General features: G+C 63.7%; 20 protein-coding genes, 1 tRNA gene and 1 pseudogene. 10 read left to right on the top strand and 12 right to left on the bottom strand.

Annotation, left to right across the window (positions count from 1 at the left end; all coding sequences use genetic code 11):
• Positions 1 to 13: 13 nt before the first annotated feature.
• Positions 14 to 196 (bottom strand): YdcH family protein, encoded by a 183-nt coding sequence (locus tag J3R73_RS03070; RefSeq protein ID WP_370880066.1) that lies wholly within the window; start codon positions 194 to 196, stop codon positions 14 to 16.
• A gap of 474 nt (positions 197 to 670) precedes the next feature.
• Between J3R73_RS03070 and J3R73_RS03065 the strand changes: the two genes are divergently transcribed.
• Together J3R73_RS03065 and J3R73_RS03060 are read left to right on the top strand one after the other, a co-directional pair.
• A complete protein-coding gene (locus J3R73_RS03065) occupies positions 671 to 850 on the top strand; it encodes a YdcH family protein (RefSeq protein WP_307422270.1) in 180 nt (59 codons plus the stop codon).
• 210 nt (positions 851 to 1,060) lie between these two features.
• Complete coding sequence (locus J3R73_RS03060; protein WP_307422268.1) at positions 1,061 to 1,912, top strand: creatininase family protein; 852 nt, start codon at positions 1,061 to 1,063, stop codon at positions 1,910 to 1,912.
• An 18-nt stretch (positions 1,913 to 1,930) separates the two neighbouring features.
• Here the strand turns inward: J3R73_RS03060 and J3R73_RS03055 are convergent, their stop codons facing one another.
• From J3R73_RS03055 to J3R73_RS03040, 4 genes are all read right to left on the bottom strand, one after another.
• Positions 1,931 to 3,010, bottom strand: coding sequence for an ABC transporter ATP-binding protein (locus J3R73_RS03055; RefSeq protein ID WP_307422267.1), 1,080 nt, complete (start codon positions 3,008 to 3,010; stop codon positions 1,931 to 1,933).
• A gap of 18 nt (positions 3,011 to 3,028) precedes the next feature.
• Entirely contained in the window at positions 3,029 to 3,841 is an 813-nt protein-coding gene (locus J3R73_RS03050) for an ABC transporter permease (RefSeq protein WP_307422266.1), read from the bottom strand.
• Positions 3,838 to 4,740 (bottom strand): ABC transporter permease, encoded by a 903-nt coding sequence (locus tag J3R73_RS03045; protein ID WP_307422264.1) that lies wholly within the window; start codon positions 4,738 to 4,740, stop codon positions 3,838 to 3,840. The genes J3R73_RS03050 and J3R73_RS03045 overlap by 4 nt, the downstream gene beginning before the upstream one ends.
• A gap of 155 nt (positions 4,741 to 4,895) precedes the next feature.
• Positions 4,896 to 5,939: an ABC transporter substrate-binding protein gene (locus tag J3R73_RS03040; protein ID WP_370880065.1), complete on the bottom strand. Its 1,044-nt coding sequence runs from the start codon at positions 5,937 to 5,939 to the stop codon at positions 4,896 to 4,898.
• A gap of 310 nt (positions 5,940 to 6,249) precedes the next feature.
• On the opposite strand from J3R73_RS03040, the gene J3R73_RS03035 reads away from it, so the two are divergent.
• Both J3R73_RS03035 and J3R73_RS03030 read left to right on the top strand, forming a co-directional pair.
• A complete protein-coding gene (locus tag J3R73_RS03035; protein WP_307422259.1) occupies positions 6,250 to 7,539 on the top strand; it encodes an adenylosuccinate synthase in 1,290 nt (429 codons plus the stop codon).
• 128 nt (positions 7,540 to 7,667) lie between these two features.
• The gene (locus J3R73_RS03030; protein ID WP_307422257.1) at positions 7,668 to 8,975 is read left to right on the top strand and encodes a hypothetical protein; all 1,308 of its coding nucleotides are present in this window, start codon (positions 7,668 to 7,670) and stop codon (positions 8,973 to 8,975) included.
• 85 nt (positions 8,976 to 9,060) lie between these two features.
• Here J3R73_RS03030 and rpoH read toward each other — a convergent pair whose 3' ends face one another.
• Positions 9,061 to 9,942 (bottom strand): RNA polymerase sigma factor RpoH, encoded by an 882-nt coding sequence (rpoH, locus tag J3R73_RS03025; RefSeq protein WP_307437056.1) that lies wholly within the window; start codon positions 9,940 to 9,942, stop codon positions 9,061 to 9,063.
• 433 nt (positions 9,943 to 10,375) lie between these two features.
• Between rpoH and J3R73_RS03020 the strand changes: the two genes are divergently transcribed.
• Both J3R73_RS03020 and J3R73_RS03015 read left to right on the top strand, forming a co-directional pair.
• Entirely contained in the window at positions 10,376 to 10,723 is a 348-nt protein-coding gene (locus tag J3R73_RS03020) for an ElaB/YgaM/YqjD family protein (protein ID WP_307422254.1), read from the top strand.
• On the top strand, positions 10,720 to 11,118 hold the full coding sequence (locus J3R73_RS03015) for a phage holin family protein (RefSeq protein ID WP_307422252.1): 399 nt from the start codon (positions 10,720 to 10,722) through the stop codon (positions 11,116 to 11,118). The genes J3R73_RS03020 and J3R73_RS03015 overlap by 4 nt, the downstream gene beginning before the upstream one ends.
• A 42-nt stretch (positions 11,119 to 11,160) precedes the next feature.
• On the opposite strand, the gene J3R73_RS03010 is transcribed toward J3R73_RS03015, so the two are convergent.
• Positions 11,161 to 12,186, bottom strand: coding sequence for an RluA family pseudouridine synthase (locus J3R73_RS03010; RefSeq protein ID WP_307422250.1), 1,026 nt, complete (start codon positions 12,184 to 12,186; stop codon positions 11,161 to 11,163).
• A 113-nt stretch (positions 12,187 to 12,299) separates the two neighbouring features.
• Here J3R73_RS03010 and J3R73_RS03005 point away from each other — a divergent pair.
• Positions 12,300 to 12,375, top strand: a tRNA-Glu gene (locus J3R73_RS03005).
• A 512-nt stretch (positions 12,376 to 12,887) separates the two neighbouring features.
• Positions 12,888 to 14,026, top strand: a protein-coding gene (locus J3R73_RS03000; protein ID WP_307422248.1) for an IS3 family transposase whose coding sequence is annotated in 2 segments (ribosomal slippage) — positions 12,888 to 13,155 and positions 13,155 to 14,026 — 1,140 coding nt in all. Because the reading frame shifts where the segments join, the coding sequence is not laid out codon by codon here.
• A 107-nt stretch (positions 14,027 to 14,133) separates the two neighbouring features.
• Here the strand turns inward: J3R73_RS03000 and J3R73_RS02995 are convergent.
• Complete coding sequence (locus J3R73_RS02995; protein WP_307422246.1) at positions 14,134 to 14,904, bottom strand: hypothetical protein; 771 nt, start codon at positions 14,902 to 14,904, stop codon at positions 14,134 to 14,136.
• A 39-nt stretch (positions 14,905 to 14,943) separates the two neighbouring features.
• Entirely contained in the window at positions 14,944 to 15,507 is a 564-nt protein-coding gene (locus J3R73_RS02990; protein ID WP_307422244.1) for a hypothetical protein, read from the bottom strand.
• 63 nt (positions 15,508 to 15,570) lie between these two features.
• Here J3R73_RS02990 and J3R73_RS02985 point away from each other — a divergent pair.
• Positions 15,571 to 16,069: pseudogene (locus J3R73_RS02985) on the top strand (IS3 family transposase); the annotation flags it as partial.
• Positions 16,070 to 16,497: 428 nt separating this feature from the next.
• Complete coding sequence (locus J3R73_RS02980) at positions 16,498 to 16,896, top strand: hypothetical protein (protein ID WP_307422242.1); 399 nt, start codon at positions 16,498 to 16,500, stop codon at positions 16,894 to 16,896.
• Between the two features lie 135 nt (positions 16,897 to 17,031).
• On the opposite strand, the gene J3R73_RS02975 is transcribed toward J3R73_RS02980, so the two are convergent.
• From J3R73_RS02975 to J3R73_RS02965, 3 genes are all read right to left on the bottom strand, one after another.
• Positions 17,032 to 17,871, bottom strand: a complete 840-nt coding sequence (locus J3R73_RS02975) for a hypothetical protein (protein WP_307422241.1) — start codon at positions 17,869 to 17,871, stop codon at positions 17,032 to 17,034.
• A 520-nt stretch (positions 17,872 to 18,391) separates the two neighbouring features.
• Positions 18,392 to 18,646 carry a helix-turn-helix domain-containing protein gene (locus tag J3R73_RS02970; protein WP_307422239.1) on the bottom strand — a complete coding sequence of 85 codons (255 nt, stop codon included), beginning with the start codon at positions 18,644 to 18,646 and terminating at the stop codon, positions 18,392 to 18,394.
• A 130-nt stretch (positions 18,647 to 18,776) separates the two neighbouring features.
• A complete protein-coding gene (locus J3R73_RS02965) occupies positions 18,777 to 19,817 on the bottom strand; it encodes a response regulator (RefSeq protein WP_307422238.1) in 1,041 nt (346 codons plus the stop codon).
• Positions 19,818 to 19,820: the final 3 nt, after the last annotated feature.

The following is a 19,820-nucleotide window of genomic DNA, read 5'->3' as shown; positions in this document are numbered from 1 at the left end:
CCTGCCCGAACTCTCAGGCGATGATGTCGGGCGTCAGCGTATCCTCGATGAAGGAGATGCGGTCCTTCAGGCTCAGCTTGCGCTTCTTCAGCCTCTGCAATTGCAGCCGGTCGGGCGCGCCGATCAGTTCCAGGGCCGAAATCGCGGCATCGAGATCACGATGCTCCTGGCGCAGCCGTGCCAATTCGGCAACCATCGCAGCCTCTTCCTCCTTGCTGATCGGATTTGGCAAGCCTGTCCCCTTCCGTTCTTCCGGCCGGCCCCGCCTTTGCCGAAAAGGCGCGCCTCGCGAAGTCGTGTCGCCATGGCCGGCGCCGTGCCTTCCGCTCGCCCCTCCTACCCACCGCCAAGGGCCGCGGAAGAGGCGGCAGACTATGCAAGCATGGCCGGGCCGCCGCAAGCGCCGGCACCGGATATCGCCGAGAATTTGTCCCGTCCGGGCGGCCGCCGCGCGGCGGCATCCGGCCGCCCTATCTTCTTGTTTTCGCGGACCTTCTCCTCCCGCAGGCGGCCCCACCGCCGGCTGATGACGGATTAAGGCCTTGTTTCGGCTCGACAAATTCCCGCCACAAACACGCTCCGCACGCCGCCGCCATGCGGTTTTTCTTCGACATCACCTCAAAATCGTGAGAGGTTTACATGTCGGAACGATGACACAAGGAGCCCATTAATGCCTGTGCAACCGCATTTGGTCGAACTGGAGCGTAAGCATCACGCCCTTGAAGTCGAACTTACGACCGCGCTGGCCCATCCCTCCTCGGATGACCTCAAGATCGCGGAGCTCAAGCGCAAGAAACTCATTCTCAAGGACGAGATCGAGAAACTGAAAAGCACCGGAACGGTGCACTGACCCGGAAACAATCGGGTATCGTCCATCCGTCGGCCCGGATATGGCATCCGGGACCGACGGTTTCACATCGGGGCGCATGACACCGCCGCCGGTACGGCGTTTCATCCGCGGCATTTCAGGATGGCACCGCCGAGGGAAGCGGCTAGAGTGGACCGGGAGCTGCGCGATCGTGCAGGCACCGCCGTCCAAGCCCGTTCCTCCGGATTTCCCATGCCCAACGCTTCCTCGCTTCCCCGCCGCCACTGGCTCGACATGACGACGGAAGAGTTCCGCACGTCCGATACCGCCTCCTGGATCGCCGTTCTGCCCGTCGCCGCGATCGAGCAGCATGGACCGCATTTGCCGGTCGGCACCGACGCCCTCATCATGCAGGGCTATCTCGACCGCACGCTGTCGCACATCCCCGCCGATATCCCGGCGACCTTCCTGCCGGTCCAGACCATCGGCAAGTCGAACGAGCACCTGGAATTCCCCGGCACGCTCAGCCTCTCGGCCGAGACGGCGATCCGCGCATGGGTGGAGATCGGCGAAAGCGTGCACCGCGCCGGGGTCAGGAAGCTGCTGATCGTCAATTCGCATGGCGGCAACGCCAGCGTGATGGATATCGTCGCGCGGGAATTGCGGGTGCGCCACGGCATGCTGGCCGCCTTCACCTCCTGGAGCCTGTTCGGCTATCCCGCCGAGACCTTCGGCGTCGACGAGATGCGGCTGGGCATCCATGCCGGCGAGATCGAGACCGCCCTCATGCTCGAATTCCGCCCGGATCTCGTCCATATGGACAAGGCCGCCGATTTCCGACCGGTGACCTACGAGATGGAAGCGAGCTTCCGGCATCTGCGCACCGGCCGCCCGGGCGGGTTCGGCTGGATGGCGCAGGACCTCCATCCCGAAGGCGCCGCAGGCGACGCCTCGAAGGCGACGCCGGACCACGGCGCCGTGTCGGCCCGCTTCGGCGCGGCGGCGCTGGTCGAATTGCTGCGCGACCTCAGGGATTTCGACATGTCCCGCCTGAAGGACGGGCCGCTGAAGGCGGGGCACGACCGGGGCCGGGCACCCGTTTGAGAGCGGCTGGACGTCGATCTAGGCCGCGACCTTCACGGCCTCTTCCAGAGGCTGCAGATCGTCGTGGCCGAAGGAGACCGTGACTTCCTCTCCCATCTGGGGTGGCTTCGCACTCGAAGTGTTGAACGTATCGAGCGTCACCAGGTTCTTGTCAAAACGCACGCGAATGCGCACGATCGAACCGAGGAAGCTGACGAGTTCGATTTTGCCGTGCAGCGTATTGCGGTTTTCACCACCCTGGCCGAGCGTCACCGCCTCCGGCCTCAGGGCCAGGGAACGGGTATCGCCGTTGCTGGCGCCCTCCAGGCCGCGATTGGTGATCACTTCCTGGCCATCGACCAGAATGCGGCCGGCGGCGGCATCGACGACCTTGCCGGTGAGGAAATTGAGCGTGCCGACGAAGGAGGATACGAAGCGCGTCTTCGGGAAATTATAGATCTCGAAGGGCGTGCCGACCTGTTCCATGCGTCCCTCGCTCATCACGACGATGCGGTCTGACATCGACAGCGCCTCTTCCTGGTCATGGGTCACGAACAGGGTGGTGATGCCGAGCTGCTGCTGCAGCACGCGGATTTCGTCGCGCAGCGAGACGCGGATCTTGGCGTCGAGCGCCGAAAGCGGCTCGTCGAGAAGCAGGATCTTGGGCTGCACCGCGATCGCCCGCGCCAGTGCGACACGCTGCTGCTGGCCGCCCGAAAGCTGGAAGGGATAGCGATCCGCGATCTGCGGCAGCTTGATCATGTCGAGCATCTGCTTGACCCGGGCGGCGATTTCCGAGGCGGGCCGCTTGGCGATCTTCAGGCCGAAGCCGATATTCTCGGCGATCGTCATGTTGGGGAACAGCGCATAGGCCTGGAACACCATGCCGACATTGCGCTGGTTCGGCGCGAGCGCCGTAACATCCTTGCCGTCCATGCTGATGGACCCGGATGTCGGCATTTCGAATCCGGCCACCATGCGCAGCACAGTCGTCTTGCCGCAGCCCGAGGGGCCGAGGAGGGTGATGAACTCGCCCCGCTCGACCTTCAGGTCGAAATGCTTGACGACCTGGTTGGCGCCGAAGCTCTTCTTCAAGGTCGAAATTTCGAGAAATGCCATGAGAGTGAACTCCTTCGCTCAGCGCGCGGGCCTGGCGCCAGGGGCGCGGCCGACAAATTGGATGAGGCCCATGCAAGCCCAGGTGATGGCGAAGGCGATCAGGGCGAGCGCTGACGGTTCATAGGCCTCGTTGGCTCCGATGCGCTGCAGATAGGTGCCGAACACCTCGCGGCCGAGAAGGCTTGCAAAGGTATATTCGCCGATGACGATGGCAAAGGTCACGAAGGCGCCGCCCAGCACCGCCGAACGCACGTTCGGCAGGATGACCCGGAACAGAATGGTGAAGCCGCTCGCCCCGAGACTCTGAGCCGCTTCCGTAAGGGTCTTGATGTCGATGGCGCGCATGCCGGTATCGACCGAGCGGTACATATAGGGCAGAGCGAGCGTGACATAGCCGACGGCCAGGAGCACGTCCGTGGCCAGACCGGTCTTGAAGGGCGACCAGGAAGGCACGATCCACAGCCTGGTATAGCCGAAGACGATGATGATCGCCGGAATCACCAGGGGCAGCAGCGTCACGAACTCGACCGGCGAACGCCATTGCGGCAGCTTGAGCCGGATCAGGTAGACGGTCGGCACCACCAGCAGGATGCCGCCCACGATCGAGGCGATCGCGAGGAGAGCCGAACGCAGGAAAGCGAGCTGGAAATCCGGGCTGACGATCGATGTGACGAACGCATCGAAACTATGTTTCCGGCCGAGAAACATGAAAGTGAAACCGCTGTCGGGCAACTGACGCATGGCGAATTCGAGCGTCGCGAACAGCGGCACGAAGAAATAGATCGCGGCAAGGGCGAGGATCACCCAGGACAGAACCGAACTGCTTTTCATCGCAGCCACCTTTCGCTGCGGCTCCGCAGCCAGATATAAGCGCCGCTGGTGATGCTGGTGATCACCACCATGCCGAAGGCGATGGCGTAGCCGAGGCCGGGATCGTTGAGAACGTCCCCTCGGATCTGGGCGTATAGTTCAATGGGGATGATCGGGAAACGCGCCGATAGCGAATAGGCGGTGGCAATCGCACCGAAGGAATTGGCGAACAGGAGCAAGGTCGCGCCGAGAACGCTGGGCCAGAGAACCGGCAGGGCGACATAGCGCCAGTAATGATAGTTCGTTCCGCCCAGCACGGAGGTCGCCTCCCGCCATTCGCGCTTGAGGCCGTCGAGCGCGGGCACGATGACCAGTACCATCAACGGGATCTGGAAGTAGAGATAGACCAGCGTCAGGCCGGTGGACTTGTAGAGAATGATACCGCCCACATTGATGTTGACCCCGAGATTCTGCCTCAGCATCATGGTGATCAGGCCGACCGGCCCGATGGTGGCGATGAAGGCGAAAGCGAGGGGAACGCCGGCGAAATTCGATGCCACGCCCGAGAAGGTCAGGACCGGGCTGCGCAGCCATGACGGCAAGCCGCCGAGCACGACTGCATAGGCGAGGAAGAAGCCGCAGAAGGCTCCCGAGACCGCGGACGCGGCGCTGACCTCGATGCTGAACAGGAATTCGCCGCGGATCCGCTCATTGAGGAACAGTTCCCCGATATTGCCGAACGTGAACGCTCCTGTCTGATCCTCGAAGGCCCTGACCAGCAGGAGCGCCGTGGGAAGGATGAGGAACAGCAGGGAGAAAGCGACAAAGGGCGTCATGCCGAGCATGGCCCAGGAGAAGAACCCCGTCCCTGCGGAGCGGGCTTTTGCCGGAGGGGCTGTGGTGAGCACGGTCGTCGTCATTATTCACCGGAACAGCGGAGCGGAAAATGCGTGCCAGAGCCCGCCGGTTCTTCCGGACGGGCCTGGCCTCGAGGGGTATCTCCGTGAGGAGGCTTCCGCGGAACGTCGGATCGGCCTATCCAGCCGCGCCGGCGCTCCGCTTCGATACGCTTGAGCTACTTGGCGGAGCTGACCTTGCTGTCCCAGTTCTTGGTGATCTCGGCCTTGGCGGCGTTCTGCTCGTCGAGGGAGGGGAATACAGCCTTCGCATAGCTTTCGGCCGGCGGCAGCTTGGCGAGCAGATCAGCCGGGATCTTCTTGTTGGCGGCCAGATCGTTGAAGCGGATCGGGTGGCAATAGCCCTTCAGCCAGCCGATCTGACCCTCGTCGGAATAGAGGTATTCCATCCACAGCTTGGCTGCGTTGGGATGCGGGGCATAGGCGCTGATGGCCTGGACATACACACCGGCGAGCACGCCCGTCTTCGGCACGACGACGTCGATGCTGGGATTGCCCTTGGCCGCGTCACGATCGCCGAGAGCCAGGTAGTCCCAGCGGACGATGACCGGCGTGGTGCCCTGGGTCAGCGAGGCGATCTTGCCGACGACCGGGACGAAGTTGCCCTTCTTGTTCAGATCGGCGAAGAACTCGATGCCGGCGGCGGCGGCCTTCGAGGCGTCGCCCTTGGCGGCGGACAGGCCCGAGGCGTAGACGGCCTGAATCGCCTGGTTGGAAACGCGCGGGTCGCCGTCGAGGGCCACCGAATTGGCGAAATCGGAGCCGAGCAGATCCGGCCAATCCTGCGGCGAGGTCTTGATGATGTCCTTGTTCACTTCGAAGGACAGCACGCCATAATAGTCGCCGTACCAGAAGCCGTCGGCATCCTTGGCGGTGTCGGGGATCGTCGACCAGGTCGAGACCTTGTAGGGCTGCAGCAGGCCGGCGGCCTTGGCGGTCGGGCCGAAAGACAGGCCGACATCGATGACGTCGGGCGCCTGCGGGCCGGTATTGCCCTTGTTGGCCTTGATCGCCTCGACTTCGTCGCCCGAACCGGCATCCGGGTTGAGCTCGTTGACGGTGATGCCGTATTTCGCCTTGAAGCCGGCGATGACGTCGCCATAGCCGCACCAGCTGTGCGGCAAGGCGATAACGGTGAGCTGGCCTTCTTTCTTGGCCGCGGCAACGAGGTCGTCGCTGGCCTGGGCGAAGGCTCCGCCCATCGAAGCCGTGAAGGCCAGGGCCGATACCGAGGCGATGCCGGCCCAGATGTTCCTGCTCATTGTCCCAACTCCTTGATGGTGCCGCGCTGGCCCCGTTTCGTAAGGGTTTTTACATCGGCGCTGGTATCAATGAGCGTTGACAGTTTTGTGTCAAGACCGGCTGTCACATATGACAGGCATGAGTTTCACATTGCCGGGTTTACTCGCCTCCGGCGATACGGTAAGGAACCAAAAAGCCCGGCCATCGCATGTGCCGGGCTTTTCCGCGTCCGGAGCAGCGTCGTGCCGGGCCACAGCAGAGGAGAGCACCATGGCCAATGTCGTCGTGGTCGGGTCGCAGTGGGGCGACGAAGGCAAGGGCAAGATCGTCGACTGGCTGTCGGAACAGGCTGATGTCGTCGTTCGCTTCCAGGGCGGGCACAATGCCGGCCACACCCTCGTGATCGGCGACAATGTCTACAAGCTCTCCCTCCTGCCCTCCGGCGTCGTGCGCGGCAAGCTCTCCATCATCGGCAACGGCGTGGTGCTCGATCCGCGCGCCTTCGTCGCCGAGGTCCGCAAGCTCTCCGACCAGGGCGTCACGGTCACGCCCGAGACGCTGCGCATCGCCGAGAACACCCCCCTCATCCTGTCCCTGCACCAGGAGCTCGACCGCCTGCGCGAATCGGCGACGGACGGCACCAAGATCGGCACCACCGGCCGCGGCATCGGCCCCGCCTATGAGGATAAGGTGGGCCGCCGCGCCATCCGCCTGATGGATCTCGCCGACCTCGCCTCGCTCCGCCCCAAGATCGCCCGCCTCCTGAACCATCACAACGCCCTGCGCCGCGGCAACGGCCAGGCCGAGATCGACGCCGAGGCGCTCTTCGCCGAACTCTCCGACGTGGCGCCGCTGGTGCTGCCCTTCATGGACGACGTCGGCGCCCTGCTCGACAAGGCCCGCAGGGCCGGCAACCGCATCCTGTTCGAGGGGGCCCAGGGCGCCCTGCTCGACATCGACCACGGCACCTATCCCTATGTGACCTCCTCCAACACGGTGGCCGGCCAGGCGGCGATCGGCTCCGGCCTCGGCCCGAGCGCGCTCGACTACGTGCTCGGCATCACCAAGGCCTACACCACCCGCGTCGGCGAAGGCCCCTTCCCCACCGAACTCCTCGACGAGACCGGCCGGCTCATCGGCGAGCGCGGCCGCGAATTCGGCACCGTCACCGGCCGGGCCCGGCGCTGCGGCTGGTTCGACGCCGCCCTGGTGCGCCAGACCATCCGCACCTCCGGCATCACCGGCATCGCCCTGACCAAGCTCGACATCCTCGACGGCTTCGAGACGATCAAGGTCTGCGTCGGCTACGAACTCGACGGCCGCAGGATCGACTATCTTCCCGCGAGCCAGACGGCGCAGGCCCGCGTCAAGCCGATCTACGAAGATATCGAGGGCTGGCAGGAGACCACGGCCAAGGCACGGTCCTGGGCCGACCTGCCGGCGCAGGCGATCAAATATGTGCGCCGCATCGAGGAACTGATCGGCGCGCCGGTCGCCGTCCTCTCCACCAGCCCGGATCGCGACGACACGATCCTTGTGCAAAATCCGTTTCAAGTCTAAGAGCGACCGTATCGGCCCGGATGTACCCACAATCCCGTCAGATTCGGGCGTTAGGGCATTGTCCGGTCGCAAGCGCGTGAGGCGTCTGCGAGGGTCGCGGGCTTTCGGATTGGATCGAGCCAGGAACAGTGTCGACGGATTATTTCCCTCCCATCCAGCGAGCCGTTCAAGGGCTCTCGCCCAACAATCAGGACACGCGCGCGGCCCTTTACGAGAAGGCACGCAAGGCGCTGATGCGCCAGCTCCATGCGGCTGACCCGGCGCTGACCCACAGCCAGATATCGCGCGAGCGCAACCTGCTCGAGGACGCGATCCTGCGCATCGAACAATCCTATGACGAGCCCGCGCCCGAGCCGGAGGGACCGGTCTTCCAGGCGCCGCCGGCCCCGAGGCCTGCCCCGGCCGACCAGCCGGCGGATGCTCCCGCAGCGGGCGGCAAGGCCAGGGATCGGCTCGGCCCGGCCGCCGCCGACCGCCGGCCGGAGCAGCGGCGCCCGCAGGCGCCACGGCGCGCGCCGTCCAACAACAATGCCAGGCGATACGCCGTCATGGCCGTGGTCGCCGCCCTGATCGTGGGAGGCGGCGCCGCGACCGCACTCTATCTGCGCGGGGCGGGCGCCGGCGACGGCGAGTCGTCGCAGGCCGTCACCGCACCCGCGACCACGCCCGCGGCGCCCGCACCGGCGGATCCCGCCAAGCTGGACGACCGGGTCGGCAGCGGATCGAACGCCGCGCCGCAGCAGGCCGCGCCCGATCATGGCGCCGAGCCGGAAGCGCCGACGCGCTCGATCGCCCCCCAGCCTTCCAAGCCGGCTCAGGCGCCCGCGCCGGCCGCCCCCGCGCCCCTCCTCCCCTCCACGCAGGGAGAGACGAGCGAGAACCAGCGCGCCCGCATGGTGGAGGAGGACCCGCTCGCCCCCATGCGCAACCGCGTCTTCGACGGAACCGTCAACTGGCGCACCGAATCCCAGGCGAGCGGCAGCAACGCGCCGCTTGAAACCGTCATCATCGGCGACCTGAACATCCCCGACCGCAAGTTGAGAGCAGTGCTGACACTGCGCCGCAACAGCGATCCGGCCTTCCCGGCCGCCTTCCTGCTGCAGGTCCAGATGACGGTGCCGCAGGATTATCCCAACGGCAACGTCGCGGCGCTCAAGGGCATCTCGGTCAAGCCGGCGCCGCAGCAGGCCGGCATTCCGCTCGACGGCGCGCTGATGAAGGTCACCACCGGCGTCTTCCTGATGGGCATTGCCGATCCCTTCAACGAAAAGGGCCGCAACGCCAAGATGCTGCAGAACAATTCGTGGTTCCAGCTGGAGTTCGCCTTCGACAACGGCCGCAACGCCATCCTCACCTTCGAGAAGGGCGCGACCGGCACGAAGGTGTTCGACGACGCCATGGCCGCCTGGAACAACGGGACGGCCGCCCGGCCCTGAGCGGCACCGAGCACAGGCGCTCGCGAAAAAGGCCGGTCCAGGGGACCGGCCTTCGTTCTCTTTCGATCCCGCGCCGAACGCAGGCTCAGGCGTGCTGCGCTTCCAGGCGGGCGACGCCCGAACGCACCGCGGCCTGGACCTTCTCGAACGCCCGGACCTCGATCTGGCGCACCCGCTCGCGCGAGACGCCGAACTCGTCCGACAACTCCTCGAGCGTTATCGGATCGTCGGCCAGCCGGCGCGCCTCGAAGATGCGCCGCTCGCGATCGTTGAGCACGCCGAGCGCCTGCCGGAGGGCCTTGGAGCGGTTGTCGTTCTCCTCGGACTCGGCAAGCCGGGTCTCCTGGTTCGACGTCTCGTCGACCAGCCAGTCCTGCCACTCGCCTTCGCCGTCCTCGCGCACCGGCGAGTTCAGGGATGCGTCGCCGCCCAGGCGGCGATTCATCTCCACGACTTCCTGCTCCTGCACGCCGAGCGACTTGGCGATCGACTTGACCTGGTCGGGACGCAGATCACCCTCGTCCAGCGCCGAAATATGGCTCTTGGCCTTGCGCAGGTTGAAGAAGAGCTTCTTCTGGTTCGCGGTCGTCCCCATCTTCACGAGGGACCACGAACGCAGGATATATTCCTGGATCGAAGCGCGGATCCACCACATCGCATAGGTGGCGAGACGGAAGCCTTTTTCCGGCTCGAAGCGCTTGACGGCCTGCATCAGGCCGATATTACCTTCGGACACCACCTCGCCGAGCGGCAGGCCATAGCCTCGATAGCCCATGGCTATCTTGGCGACGAGCCGCAGATGCGACGTGACGAGTTGATGCGCCGCCTCGCGATCCCCCTGCTCGCGCCAGCTTTTCGCCAGCATGTATTCCTGCTGCGGCTGAAGCATGGGAAAGCGACGGATTTCATCGAGGTAACGCGAAAGGCCACTCTCGGCGGCCAAGACGGGAAGTGCGGCGGAAGCCATATGTTCCTCTCCTCTGAACCCCCAATCCGGGCAGTTCAACCGTTGTTCCTCATCCAGAGCAAACAACGCTATCGCAATATGGGGACGGCAGGGGCATTTGTGAAGACCCTTGTCTGGCGGCCCCGCATGTGCTGCCGCGATTGCGGAGGCACGGGCCAATCCCCATATCTCTATCATGCGCCCGAATGCGGCGATTTCACGTTGCAAATTTGCGATGCCCGCCATGCGTTCCGCTGGGGCATTGCGGCTCTGGCGCGCGGGAAAGGCGGCGGATGATCGCCGCCGGCGGGAACAGTAACGTTAATAAGGCGTTAGCCTTGCGTCGGGGCATGCCGCGCTTAAGCTTGCCGCGGGCGGCCGGGCGGTCCCTCATCGCGGTCAGACAAAGCCTGCCACGACGTTTGATTGTTGTACCTCCATGGGAGACAAGGAAATGGATCAGGCCAAGTCGAAGCTTCCGGGTGACATCGGAAGCGACCTCGATTCCCTGCGCGCCGATGTCGCCAGGCTGTCCGAACAGCTCAGCGCCTATATCAGCGAGGAAAAATCGACCTGGGCGCGTTTCCTCGCCCGCGAGGCCAAGACCGCCCGATCGGTTATCGACGAAACCCTGAGCGACGTCGGCGCCAAGGCCAGCGAATATGGCGACGTCGCCCGCAGCCAGGCGGCGGACCTGCAGAAGGCGACGGCCGATTACGTCAACAGGAAGCCGCTGCAGGCGCTGGCCATCGCGGCCGGCGTCGGCCTCGTGCTCGGCATCTGGAGCAAGAGCAGATCGTGATACAGCTCCTCGCGCTCGGTTCGCTGGCCAAGGACGAGATGATGGCGGCCCTGCGGCAGCGCGGGACCATCCTCGTCTGCAGGGCGGTCGCCGGCATCTTTCTCCTCTGCCTGGTCGGCACCGGCGTCGTCAGCCTGCACCGCTGCGTCGCGGACCGCTACGGCCCCTATTGGGCCGATGCGGCCGTCGCCGCGCTGTTCGCAGTGCTGGCGATCGTCGCGCTGATCGTCGCCGCCGTGCTGGAAAGGCGGGCGCAACGGCGCCAGAATCTCCAGGCGACGCTGCTCGCCGCGACCCGCGTCGCCGCCGACGCCCTGCCGGACCGTTCGACGCTGCTCAATGCCCTGGTGATCGGGGCCGTGGCGGGCGGCTTCTGGTTCGGGCGCAAGCGATAGACGCCAGGACCGCAGGCGGCCGCGCCGCGGGCGGCGGCCGTCTCATTCCCACCCGCGCCGCAGGGCATCGGCCAATTGCGCCAGGTCGGCCGGCAGCTCGCTCTCGAATACGAGATGCTCGCCGGTCACCGGATGTTCGAAACCGAGCAGGCGTGCATGCAGGGCCTGGCGGCCGAGCCCCTCCAGGACCGGCCGGGCGGCAGGAGACAGGAGCGCCGCCTTCGTCTTGAAGCCGCCGCCATAGACGGCGTCGCCGAGCAGCGGATGGCCGAGATGCGTCATATGCACCCTGATCTGATGCGTGCGACCCGTTTCTAGGCGGCATTCGACCAGGCTGACCAGGGGGGCGCCGGCCCGGTCCCCGAAGATTTCCAGGCGCGCATAATGGGTGATCGCCTCGCGTCCGCGGCCGGGCGGCACCGCCTGCATCTTCTCGCGGTTGCGGATGGACCGGTCGATGCCCGTCTCCACCGTGCCGTGGTCGCGAACGCCGCCCCACACGAAAGCCAGATAGGCCCGCTCCAGCGGGCCGGTGCGGCCGTGATCGGCGAATTGCGCCGCCAGGCCCTGATGCGCCCTGTCGTTCTTGGCGACCACCAGCAGCCCTGACGTGTCCTTGTCGAGCCGGTGCACGATGCCCGGGCGCCGCACGCCGCCGACACCCGACAGGCTGTCGCCGCAATGGGCGATGAGGGCGTTGACGAGCGTGCCGGTCTGGTGCCCGGCCGCCGGATGGACGACGAGGCCGACCGGCTTGTCGATGACGAGGAGGTCGGCATCCTCGTAGAGGATGACGAGCGGGATGTCTTCGCCCAGCGGCTCCGCCGCGACGGGCGGCGGCACCGCCAGCCGCACGCTCTGTCCCGCCTTGAGCGTGTGACCGGCATCCAGCACGGGCATGCCGTCGAGCAGCGCCTGGCCCTCCTCGATCAGCGCCTTGATGCGGGTCCGCGACAGCGCCTCCCCCTCGCGGCCGAGAAATTGCCGGGCCAGGAAGCGGTCGATGCGCTCGCCGGCCTGGTCGGCGGCGAAAACCAGGGGAGAGGGATTGTCTGTCTTGTCGGTCATCTGCGCGTAGTTAAGGGGGAATGCGGGGAAAGCCAAGCTGCCGGTGGTGCGGGATCGCAAATTCGGTCTTGCTGCCGCTGCGGTTTGCGGCTATACGGCCACACCTCGCCGCTGCTCCCATCGTCTAGTGGCCCAGGACGTCGCCCTCTCACGGCGAAAACACCGGTTCGAACCCGGTTGGGAGCGCCAAGGATTTCAAGCACTTGGCTGGCCTTAGATGGATTGAATATTTGCGGCGGCCAAGCGTAACGTCGTTCACGTGCGCATCATACCTATCAAGGATAGCCTCATTATCGAAACCATTGATGTCGAGAGAGAGGCTATCGCGCCGACGCCTCCTGACCTTCGCATCGTGGAGGGCAAGGACATTATTCTCTAGTAAGCCCATACCTCGTCTTCAAGAATCTGGTTTCAGGAGCAGAGGAGCCTTTCGGCGCAGGTTCCGCCGAAAGGCGATCGCGATGTCAGCGTGAGGAAGGCGGCAGTCGATTCACCCTGAATGATACCCCCTTGAACAGCATTCTCGAAAAAATCCACAACGGCAAAAAAACAGACCCGTTACGATAAGAAAAAAGATCTTGTACAAGATATCCATTCCCATTCCTCCGCAGCTATCAGAGCTGGCTCGGGAAAAACGGACAGGACCGATAAGTGGAATTTGGCCCTGAACCTGGCATAGGATGCCAAGGACAGGAGCGACGATGACGAGACGAGCACGCCGGAACCATGGCCCGGCTTTCAAGGCGAAAGTAGCCTTGGCGGCGATCAAGGGCGAGAAGACGCTGAATGAGTTAGCTCAGCAGTTTGATGTCCACACCAACCAGATCAGTCAGTGGAAGACACAGCTTCTTGAAGGGGCAACCGGGGTATTCGGTGCGGGTGGCACGGCCGTGCCAGCTTCGTCCGCGGTTGATGTCAAAACCCTCCATGCCAAGATCGGGGAGCTGACGCTTGAGAATGATTTTTTAGAAGGAGCGCTCACCAAGGCCGGCCTTCTGAGCGCAAGAAAATGATCGACCGCACGCATGAACTTCCGATCACTCGCCAAGCCAAGGCTTTGGGACTGGCGCGAAGCAGCGTCTACTATCTGCCCCGTCCTGTGCCGCCCGCCGACCTTACCCTGATGCGGCAGATCGACGAGCTGCACCTTGAGCATCCCTTCGCCGGTTCTCGCATGCTGCAAGGTCTTTTGGCTGCCGATGGGCACCAAGCCGGACGGTTGCACGTCGCCACGCTGATGAAGCGCATGGGGATAGAGGCAATCTACCGGCGACCGAACACCTCGAAACCAGCGCCGGGACACAAGATCTATCCCTATCTCCTGCGCGAACTGCCGGTGACCAAGCCCAATCAGGTCTGGGCGATGGACATCACCTACATCCCGATGCGGCGTGGCTTTGTCTATCTGGCAGCCGTGGTGGATTGGTTCAGCCGCCGCGTGCTGTCCTGGCGGCTCTCGATCAGCATGGAGGCGGACTTCTGTATCGAGGCGGTCGAGGAGGCTCTGGTGCGTTATGGCAAGCCGGAAATCTTCAATACCGATCAAGGCAGCCAGTTCACCAGCGAGGCCTTCACCGGCTTGCTGATCAAGAACGACATCAAGATCAGCATGGATGGCAGGGGCGCCTGGCGCGACAATGTCTTCGTCGAGAGAATTTGGAGGTCGGTGAAATACGAGGAAGTCTATCTCCACGCCTACGACACGGTGTCCCAGGCCCGCGCCTCGATCGGCCGATATTTGATTTTCTACAATACCCGCAGACCCCATTCGAGCCTTGACCGGAAGACACCCGATCAGGCCTACTTCAGCCAGCCAACCCCAATCCCGGCCGCGGCATAATACGGGCTGAAATCCACTTATCCGGCAGGGCTAAGCTGTCCAAACAAACCGAGCCAACTCTATCAAGCCGCGGTTGATTGGAGGATTGCCCAGATTGACCCACGCAGCTAATACGGTATTTGCATACTATTGGGATTCTTCTTAGTGGCAGTTGGCACAAAGTTAATCCTACTGTCATCGATGCCCATTCTAAGGAACACAGCTAGATACCTGTCCGACTTCTCTCCTAGCGACGGACTTTGATGAATCTCTCGTGCATAGTGGTATAACTGTTCAGCTAAATAATATAGCTCCGCCGAATCATATGGACTACGCGAAAGTTCGGCAGGCATTATCGAGCCAAACTCGATCTTCTCCTTCAATGCTTTAACGCGTGCCTCGTGGATCTGAAGCCAATTTGCAAGGCTAGCGAGCATTTCCAATCTTTCAGGACTGTCTTCGTGGCGAATGCATTCGCTTATGGGCTTTAATACTGCTCCCGGAAATGTTGGGAAGTGCTTTGAGTTGGTCGGCACGGGCAAACCTGAAGCTTCTGCCTGCAACACTGCGCAGTTATGCGCAACGAGGGCGTGAGCGCAGCCTTCGGCGTATTCAAGAATTTGATCAAGCGCGAACGTTAGCATTGCCCGTGCTGCGCGGGTTTCTGCTTGACGACGTCTCGCCTCCGTTGCCCTACTTGCACGAATTTGCCACCACGCAGCCAACAACGTAAAGGCGCCAGCCAACACGGCTAAGACGCCGGTCACAAGAGTCTGATATTCATACAAGCAATCTACAAAACCGGAGCACATCCCGCGATGCGCCTCAGGCACCGTCTGCATTACCCGACCAATCAACGGCAGTAAGCTGCCATCTAAATAATCAAAAATGGTTTGCATGAGCGCCTTCTCAATATGTCTTTTATATCAAGATACTCTTTAGCGAAAGCTCAAGATATATGCCGCCAGCGGCAGCGATTGAGCGTCAAAATCCTTCAGATATATGACCTTTCCGCCTTGCGCTCGCGCATCCCTTATCGGACCGTTTTTCTTGTCGTTCGTTAGAACGACGGAGTGCGACGAACTAGCAGCAAGCGCCGCATCAGCCTCGTATTGAGTTAGGCCCGATGGCCTCTGCGATCTACCGACAAGATAGCGCTGAGTGCCAGTGTCGGCGTAATAGGTGCGCTCTTCATCAGAGGCAAATGTGCCGCCACCGAATCCGGCATAGCGATGCAATCCAAAAGCGCCCCCAGCTTCTGCGAATCCGAAGGTTGCGCTTGTCTGGACTTGCCGGCTTTCAATGCTGGCCCAGACGTATCGCCTGAGCGCAACCTTGGACTGGCCATCTTTGCCAATGTCAGGCGTGGCGCCGAGTTCGACTTCAACCTCGCGCGGAATAAAAACATTGAAAGTATCCGGCGGAAGCTCGGCCGTCAGGTCGATTGCCTTCTCAAACAGATAGTTCCACGCGCTGCCATCGATTGCGATAGACACCTTCATTGGGTTTCTCTAGCTCTGCGGGTCGAACGCCTATGTTCCTATCACACGATAGACGCTAGCTAGCACGATGTTCTGGCGGAAGGCCTCTCCTGCGGCCTGCATCGCATCGAAAGGCTCATGCGGGAGAACGGGCTGCGGGCCCGGCCTCGGCGACGTGGGTTGCCGAAGGATACCGGCCAGCGAGCCGCAGTGTCAGAGAACCTCCTCGATCGCACCTTCCAGGCATCGGCACCGAACCAGAAATGGATCGCCGACTTCACGTATATCTGGACCGCCGAAGGATGGCTCTATGTTGCCGCCGTCATCGATCTGTTCTCCAGGCGTGTCGTCGGCTGGGCGATGAGGCGGAGATGACGGCGCAGCTCGTCGCCGAAGCCCTGATCATGGCGTCTGGAGGAGAGGCAAGCCCGACAGCCTGCTGCATCACTCGGATCAGGGATCGCAATACACCAGCGAGCAGTTCCAGCGCCTGACGTCCGACCATGGCATCACATGTTCGATGAGCCGGTCGGGCAACGTCTGGGACAATGCTGCGATGGAGAGCTTCTTCTCGTCGCTGAAAAAACGCGCCGCGCCGACGCGGGCAGAAATGGGGCCAGCCCCGCAGGCCAGGCCCCGCGAAGGGGCGTCGCCGGGTCCATGCGCTGTCTCGAGGTCTCGGCGCAGCGCTGCAAGGCCGGAACGCAGTCTCGCCACCCCGGAAGGGGGCAGGTCAGCAGCGCGATGGCCCCCTGATGGCATCATCGCGTCTGCACCACGCCCGGGGACATGATCACAGCCCCACTATCGACCAGCTTGCGACTTATTTCTGCCGTGCACGAGCGGCAATACTGCATCGGTCCTCAAGGGATCTGCGCGAATAGGCTGCCGGCTGCGTCCGTTGCATCGGGTGATCTTGCCGGCGCGATCGTCCGTGAGGACGCAGGCGGGGCCTGGGGTGTGCAGCGGGCATTGAAGGGGCGATCCATGGTGTCGAAAGAAGCGGGAGCAATGTCGGAATCCCCTGCCGTCGCGCCGGTTGCCGACGCTGCGCGCCTCGCCGCGGCACGCGACGAGGGCGTCCCTCGCCCCGTGGTCGTGCGGGTGCCGTTCGAGCGGGGCGGCAGGCGAGCCGGCTCCGCATCGGCGGCGACGGCCTCCCTCCACGCCTTTCCCGCGGGGCGAGGCCACCCCATGCAGAATGTCCGGCCGCCTGCGCCGCAGATCGAGGGCGCCGGCGACGCGATGCGCGTCATCCCGAAACTGGCGATGCCGCGCGAGGGGCGGGCCGGGTGGCGGGCGATGGGCTTCAGCGGCGACGTCTGCTCCGTCTGCAACAGCGCCGAAATGGTGCGCGAGACGGAGCGGCTGGCATGCCGCAACTGCGGCACCACGACGAGAATAGCCTGACGTCCGCCCGATGCCGGCCGCAGCGCACCCTTCCCTTTTCCGGCTATTCGAGCTGGCCGGGATGGATCGGCCGGGACGAAGAACCGCTTTCCGCCGTCCTGCCCGAGGCGGTGACGCGACTGCAGGGCGGCCCGCTTATCCCAGCACGCCGTAGCGATAGCTCGGGCTCGGGGCGGACGGGCCATATTCGAGTTCCAGGATCAGCCGCGGCTTCGTCCGGCACAATGTTCCCGTATGAAAGGTGAAGGGGTCCTCGGCAAATCCGGCCCCCGCGTCTCCGGTGACCGTCTTGATCGCGTCCGGGCCGTAATAGGCGAGCAATTCCTCGAATTCGTGCCCGACCATCAGCGTGAACTGGTGCCGGAGGCGGCGCTTGCGATGGCTTGCCTCGATATAGCGATGGGCGCCGGACTGTTCGTCGGTCGGCGTGATGTAGAAGAAGAACTTCAGGGTTCTCCAATCGTTCATGTCGAAGTGGAACTTTTCCTGTGCCGCGGCGTGGAGATCGGCATCGTCCACCCTCTTTGCCGGAAAGCTCCACCACAGCCGCGTGCGGATATTCTGCACGTCCTCGCCGAGATAGGCGTTGGCGACGCCGCAGATCAGCGGATCGACCTGCAGGCGCTCGATGGCGGCGCAATCCTTGACGCGGTCGAAATAATAGGCGGCGATGACGTCCCGCTGCCTCTCCGTATTGGCATGCTCGAATTCGCGGGGAAGAAAGCCCTTTCCCGAACCGTCGCGGGGATAGCAGACCGTGTTTTCAGCAAAGTCGAGAATTTGCCGGACGTCTTCCGGCAGAAGGCGAAAATCGGTGCATACGCCGTTCTTCACGAGGGTCGGCACCACCGAAGCGACATCGTCGGTCTGGATGCGCGTCCCGTCCGCCACCTCGACAGATTTCGGAGCCGCGCCATGCAAGAGACGTTCGGCCTTGCGTGCCGCCAAAAGCCGGGCGAAAATGAGCATGAACAACCAGGCTGGCCGTTCCTTGATATAGACTGCATAAGTGGGCAACCGTCGTAATATTCGGCTTACCTTTGAATTCATGCCCTACTGTACCCCCGCCTCGAAAAGCTGATATCGCGATGACAATCTTCTCGGGTGTGTGAATGACATCCTTGAAATGAAATGATGTCTTTGGAAAAGCCCGGCAGAACGGGAGGTCAAGCCAGCTCTGCCTCCGTCTGCACCTCTTATGGGCTGTGATACAGTCGCGATCAAGCCCCGGTCCGCGCATGCCAGCGGGCTCGGTGAAGCATCCCTCGCCAAGTCTCGACGGTGGAAAGCTTGAACGGTGACGGTGCGCGCGCCGGCGAGCGGCAAGCTTACGCGGGGAAGGACGCCTTTTTCCCGGTACGGCACGCGGACTCCATGCATGATGCCCCGTGGCAGGCATCCGGCCGCGAACGCGCAAAGCTGTTGAAAGTTCCGCAGGAAACCGCATGTCGCCGGAATTCTCCGCCAGGCGACCGGCCGGCGGGCGCAGGACCGCTCAGGCCTCGCCGTCGGCCCATTCCATGTCGGGCGGGATGTCCGGGCAGATCATCAGGCGCAGGCGGCAGGCCAGCGGGGGCGGCACGTCCTCGCGCCCCGCGATCCATCGCCGCAAGGTCGGCTCGTCGACTTTCAGGAAACGCGCGGCGTGATGCTCCGACAGGCCTATGCCGGCGAGGGTGCTGCGGAACTCCGCCGCGCCCATAGCGGAGGACCGGCCCATACCGCCCTCGCCGCCGTCCAGAATTGTCATGCTGCCTATCCGCCACGTTTCGCCGGATTGCAGTATCGTCCTTCGACGTTAAAGTTCGAGGCGACGATTGTTTCTGGATTGTAGCAATTCTTTTATAATACGTCCTCGGCCGGCCGGGGGGCATGCGCCCTCAGATCTCGAAGTCGAAGCTTACGCAGCAGCCGGCCGTTTCTCTATATTCGACCGTGGCGGCAAGGCTTCGCGCCAGCGCCGTCACGATACGGCTGCCGACGCCCGTCCCCTTCAACGGGCCGGTTCCGTTCCAGCCGACCCCGTCATCCTCGACCGTCAGATTGGCGCTGTTTTCGGACGTCCTGTGAAAGCGCACCCGGATGTCGCCGCTGCTGTCGTCGGGATAGGCATATTTGAAGGAATTGGTCACGAGCTCGGTGACGATCACCCCGATGGAGACGGCCTTGTCCGTCGGCACGGCCACCGGCTCGGCGATCAGGCGGATCGTCGACGTCTTGCCCGACGGATTGAGCGTCGTCTCCAATTCCTGCAGGACATTGGCGAGATAGCCGGAAATCTCGACCGAGCGCACATCCTCCGAGGTATAAAGCCGGCGGTGAACGCCGGCGATCGCCGAGATGCGGGTCTGCGTCTCCGCCAGCGCACGCTTGGCGGACGGCTCGGCGATGGCGTTGGCCTGCATGCGGACGAGCGCGGCCACCAGCGCCAGGCTGTTGGCGACGCGGTGGTTGACTTCGTGCAGGAGGATCTCCGCGCGGTCGCGCGCCTCGCGCACTTCCCGCTCGGCCCGGTCGCGCTCGCGCTCGAGGCGGGCCTTCTCGATCGCCTGGTCGACGGCGCTGCCCAGCAGTTCCAGGAATTCCTCGCCGGTGGTCTTGGCGACGTAATCCGCCGCGCCGGCCTTCAGGGCGGCGACCGCGACCGAGGTTTCGGCCGAAGCCGTCACATAGACGACGGGCGGCGGCGACGGCCGGGCATGCAGCTCGGCCAGGAATTCCAGGCCGGTGCCGCTCGACAGGAAGTGATCGAGCGCGATGACGTCGATGCCGCCCCTGTCCAGGCGTTCGAACCCCTGCTTGCCCGTCAGCGCCGTCTCCACGACGTAGCCGCGCCGTCCCAGCGACTTCTGCACGAGGCGCGCCAGTCCCGGATCGTCATCGATGTAGAGAATGGAAATCGGCGATGGCTGGCTCGCCATGGA

This window comes from Labrys monachus (assembly GCF_030814655.1).
Classification (GTDB): Bacteria; Pseudomonadota; Alphaproteobacteria; order Rhizobiales; family Labraceae; genus Labrys; species Labrys monacha.
Note: the sequence above shows the minus strand (reverse complement) of the source record. Positions and strands in the feature narration are given on the sequence as shown.

Bases quoted from the DNA above. Each gene is read 5' to 3' on its own strand.
- J3R73_RS03070 (WP_370880066.1), bottom strand. From the start codon at position 196: ATGGTTGCCGAATTGGCACGGCTGCGCCAGGAGCATCGTGATCTCGAT.
- J3R73_RS03065 (WP_307422270.1), top strand. From the start codon at position 671: ATGCCTGTGCAACCGCATTTGGTCGAACTGGAGCGTAAGCATCACGCC.
- J3R73_RS03060 (WP_307422268.1), top strand. From the start codon at position 1,061: ATGCCCAACGCTTCCTCGCTTCCCCGCCGCCACTGGCTCGACATGACG.
- J3R73_RS03055 (WP_307422267.1), bottom strand. From the start codon at position 3,010: ATGGCATTTCTCGAAATTTCGACCTTGAAGAAGAGCTTCGGCGCCAAC.
- J3R73_RS03050 (WP_307422266.1), bottom strand. From the start codon at position 3,841: ATGAAAAGCAGTTCGGTTCTGTCCTGGGTGATCCTCGCCCTTGCCGCG.
- J3R73_RS03045 (WP_307422264.1), bottom strand. From the start codon at position 4,740: ATGACGACGACCGTGCTCACCACAGCCCCTCCGGCAAAAGCCCGCTCC.
- J3R73_RS03040 (WP_370880065.1), bottom strand. From the start codon at position 5,939: ATGGGCGGAGCCTTCGCCCAGGCCAGCGACGACCTCGTTGCCGCGGCC.
- J3R73_RS03035 (WP_307422259.1), top strand. From the start codon at position 6,250: ATGGCCAATGTCGTCGTGGTCGGGTCGCAGTGGGGCGACGAAGGCAAG.
- rpoH (WP_307437056.1), bottom strand. From the start codon at position 9,942: ATGGCTTCCGCCGCACTTCCCGTCTTGGCCGCCGAGAGTGGCCTTTCG.
- J3R73_RS03020 (WP_307422254.1), top strand. From the start codon at position 10,376: ATGGATCAGGCCAAGTCGAAGCTTCCGGGTGACATCGGAAGCGACCTC.
- J3R73_RS03010 (WP_307422250.1), bottom strand. From the start codon at position 12,186: ATGACCGACAAGACAGACAATCCCTCTCCCCTGGTTTTCGCCGCCGAC.
- J3R73_RS02995 (WP_307422246.1), bottom strand. From the start codon at position 14,904: ATGCAAACCATTTTTGATTATTTAGATGGCAGCTTACTGCCGTTGATT.
- J3R73_RS02990 (WP_307422244.1), bottom strand. From the start codon at position 15,507: ATGAAGGTGTCTATCGCAATCGATGGCAGCGCGTGGAACTATCTGTTT.
- J3R73_RS02980 (WP_307422242.1), top strand. From the start codon at position 16,498: ATGTCGGAATCCCCTGCCGTCGCGCCGGTTGCCGACGCTGCGCGCCTC.
- J3R73_RS02970 (WP_307422239.1), bottom strand. From the start codon at position 18,646: ATGACAATTCTGGACGGCGGCGAGGGCGGTATGGGCCGGTCCTCCGCT.
- J3R73_RS02965 (WP_307422238.1), bottom strand. From the start codon at position 19,817: ATGGCGAGCCAGCCATCGCCGATTTCCATTCTCTACATCGATGACGAT.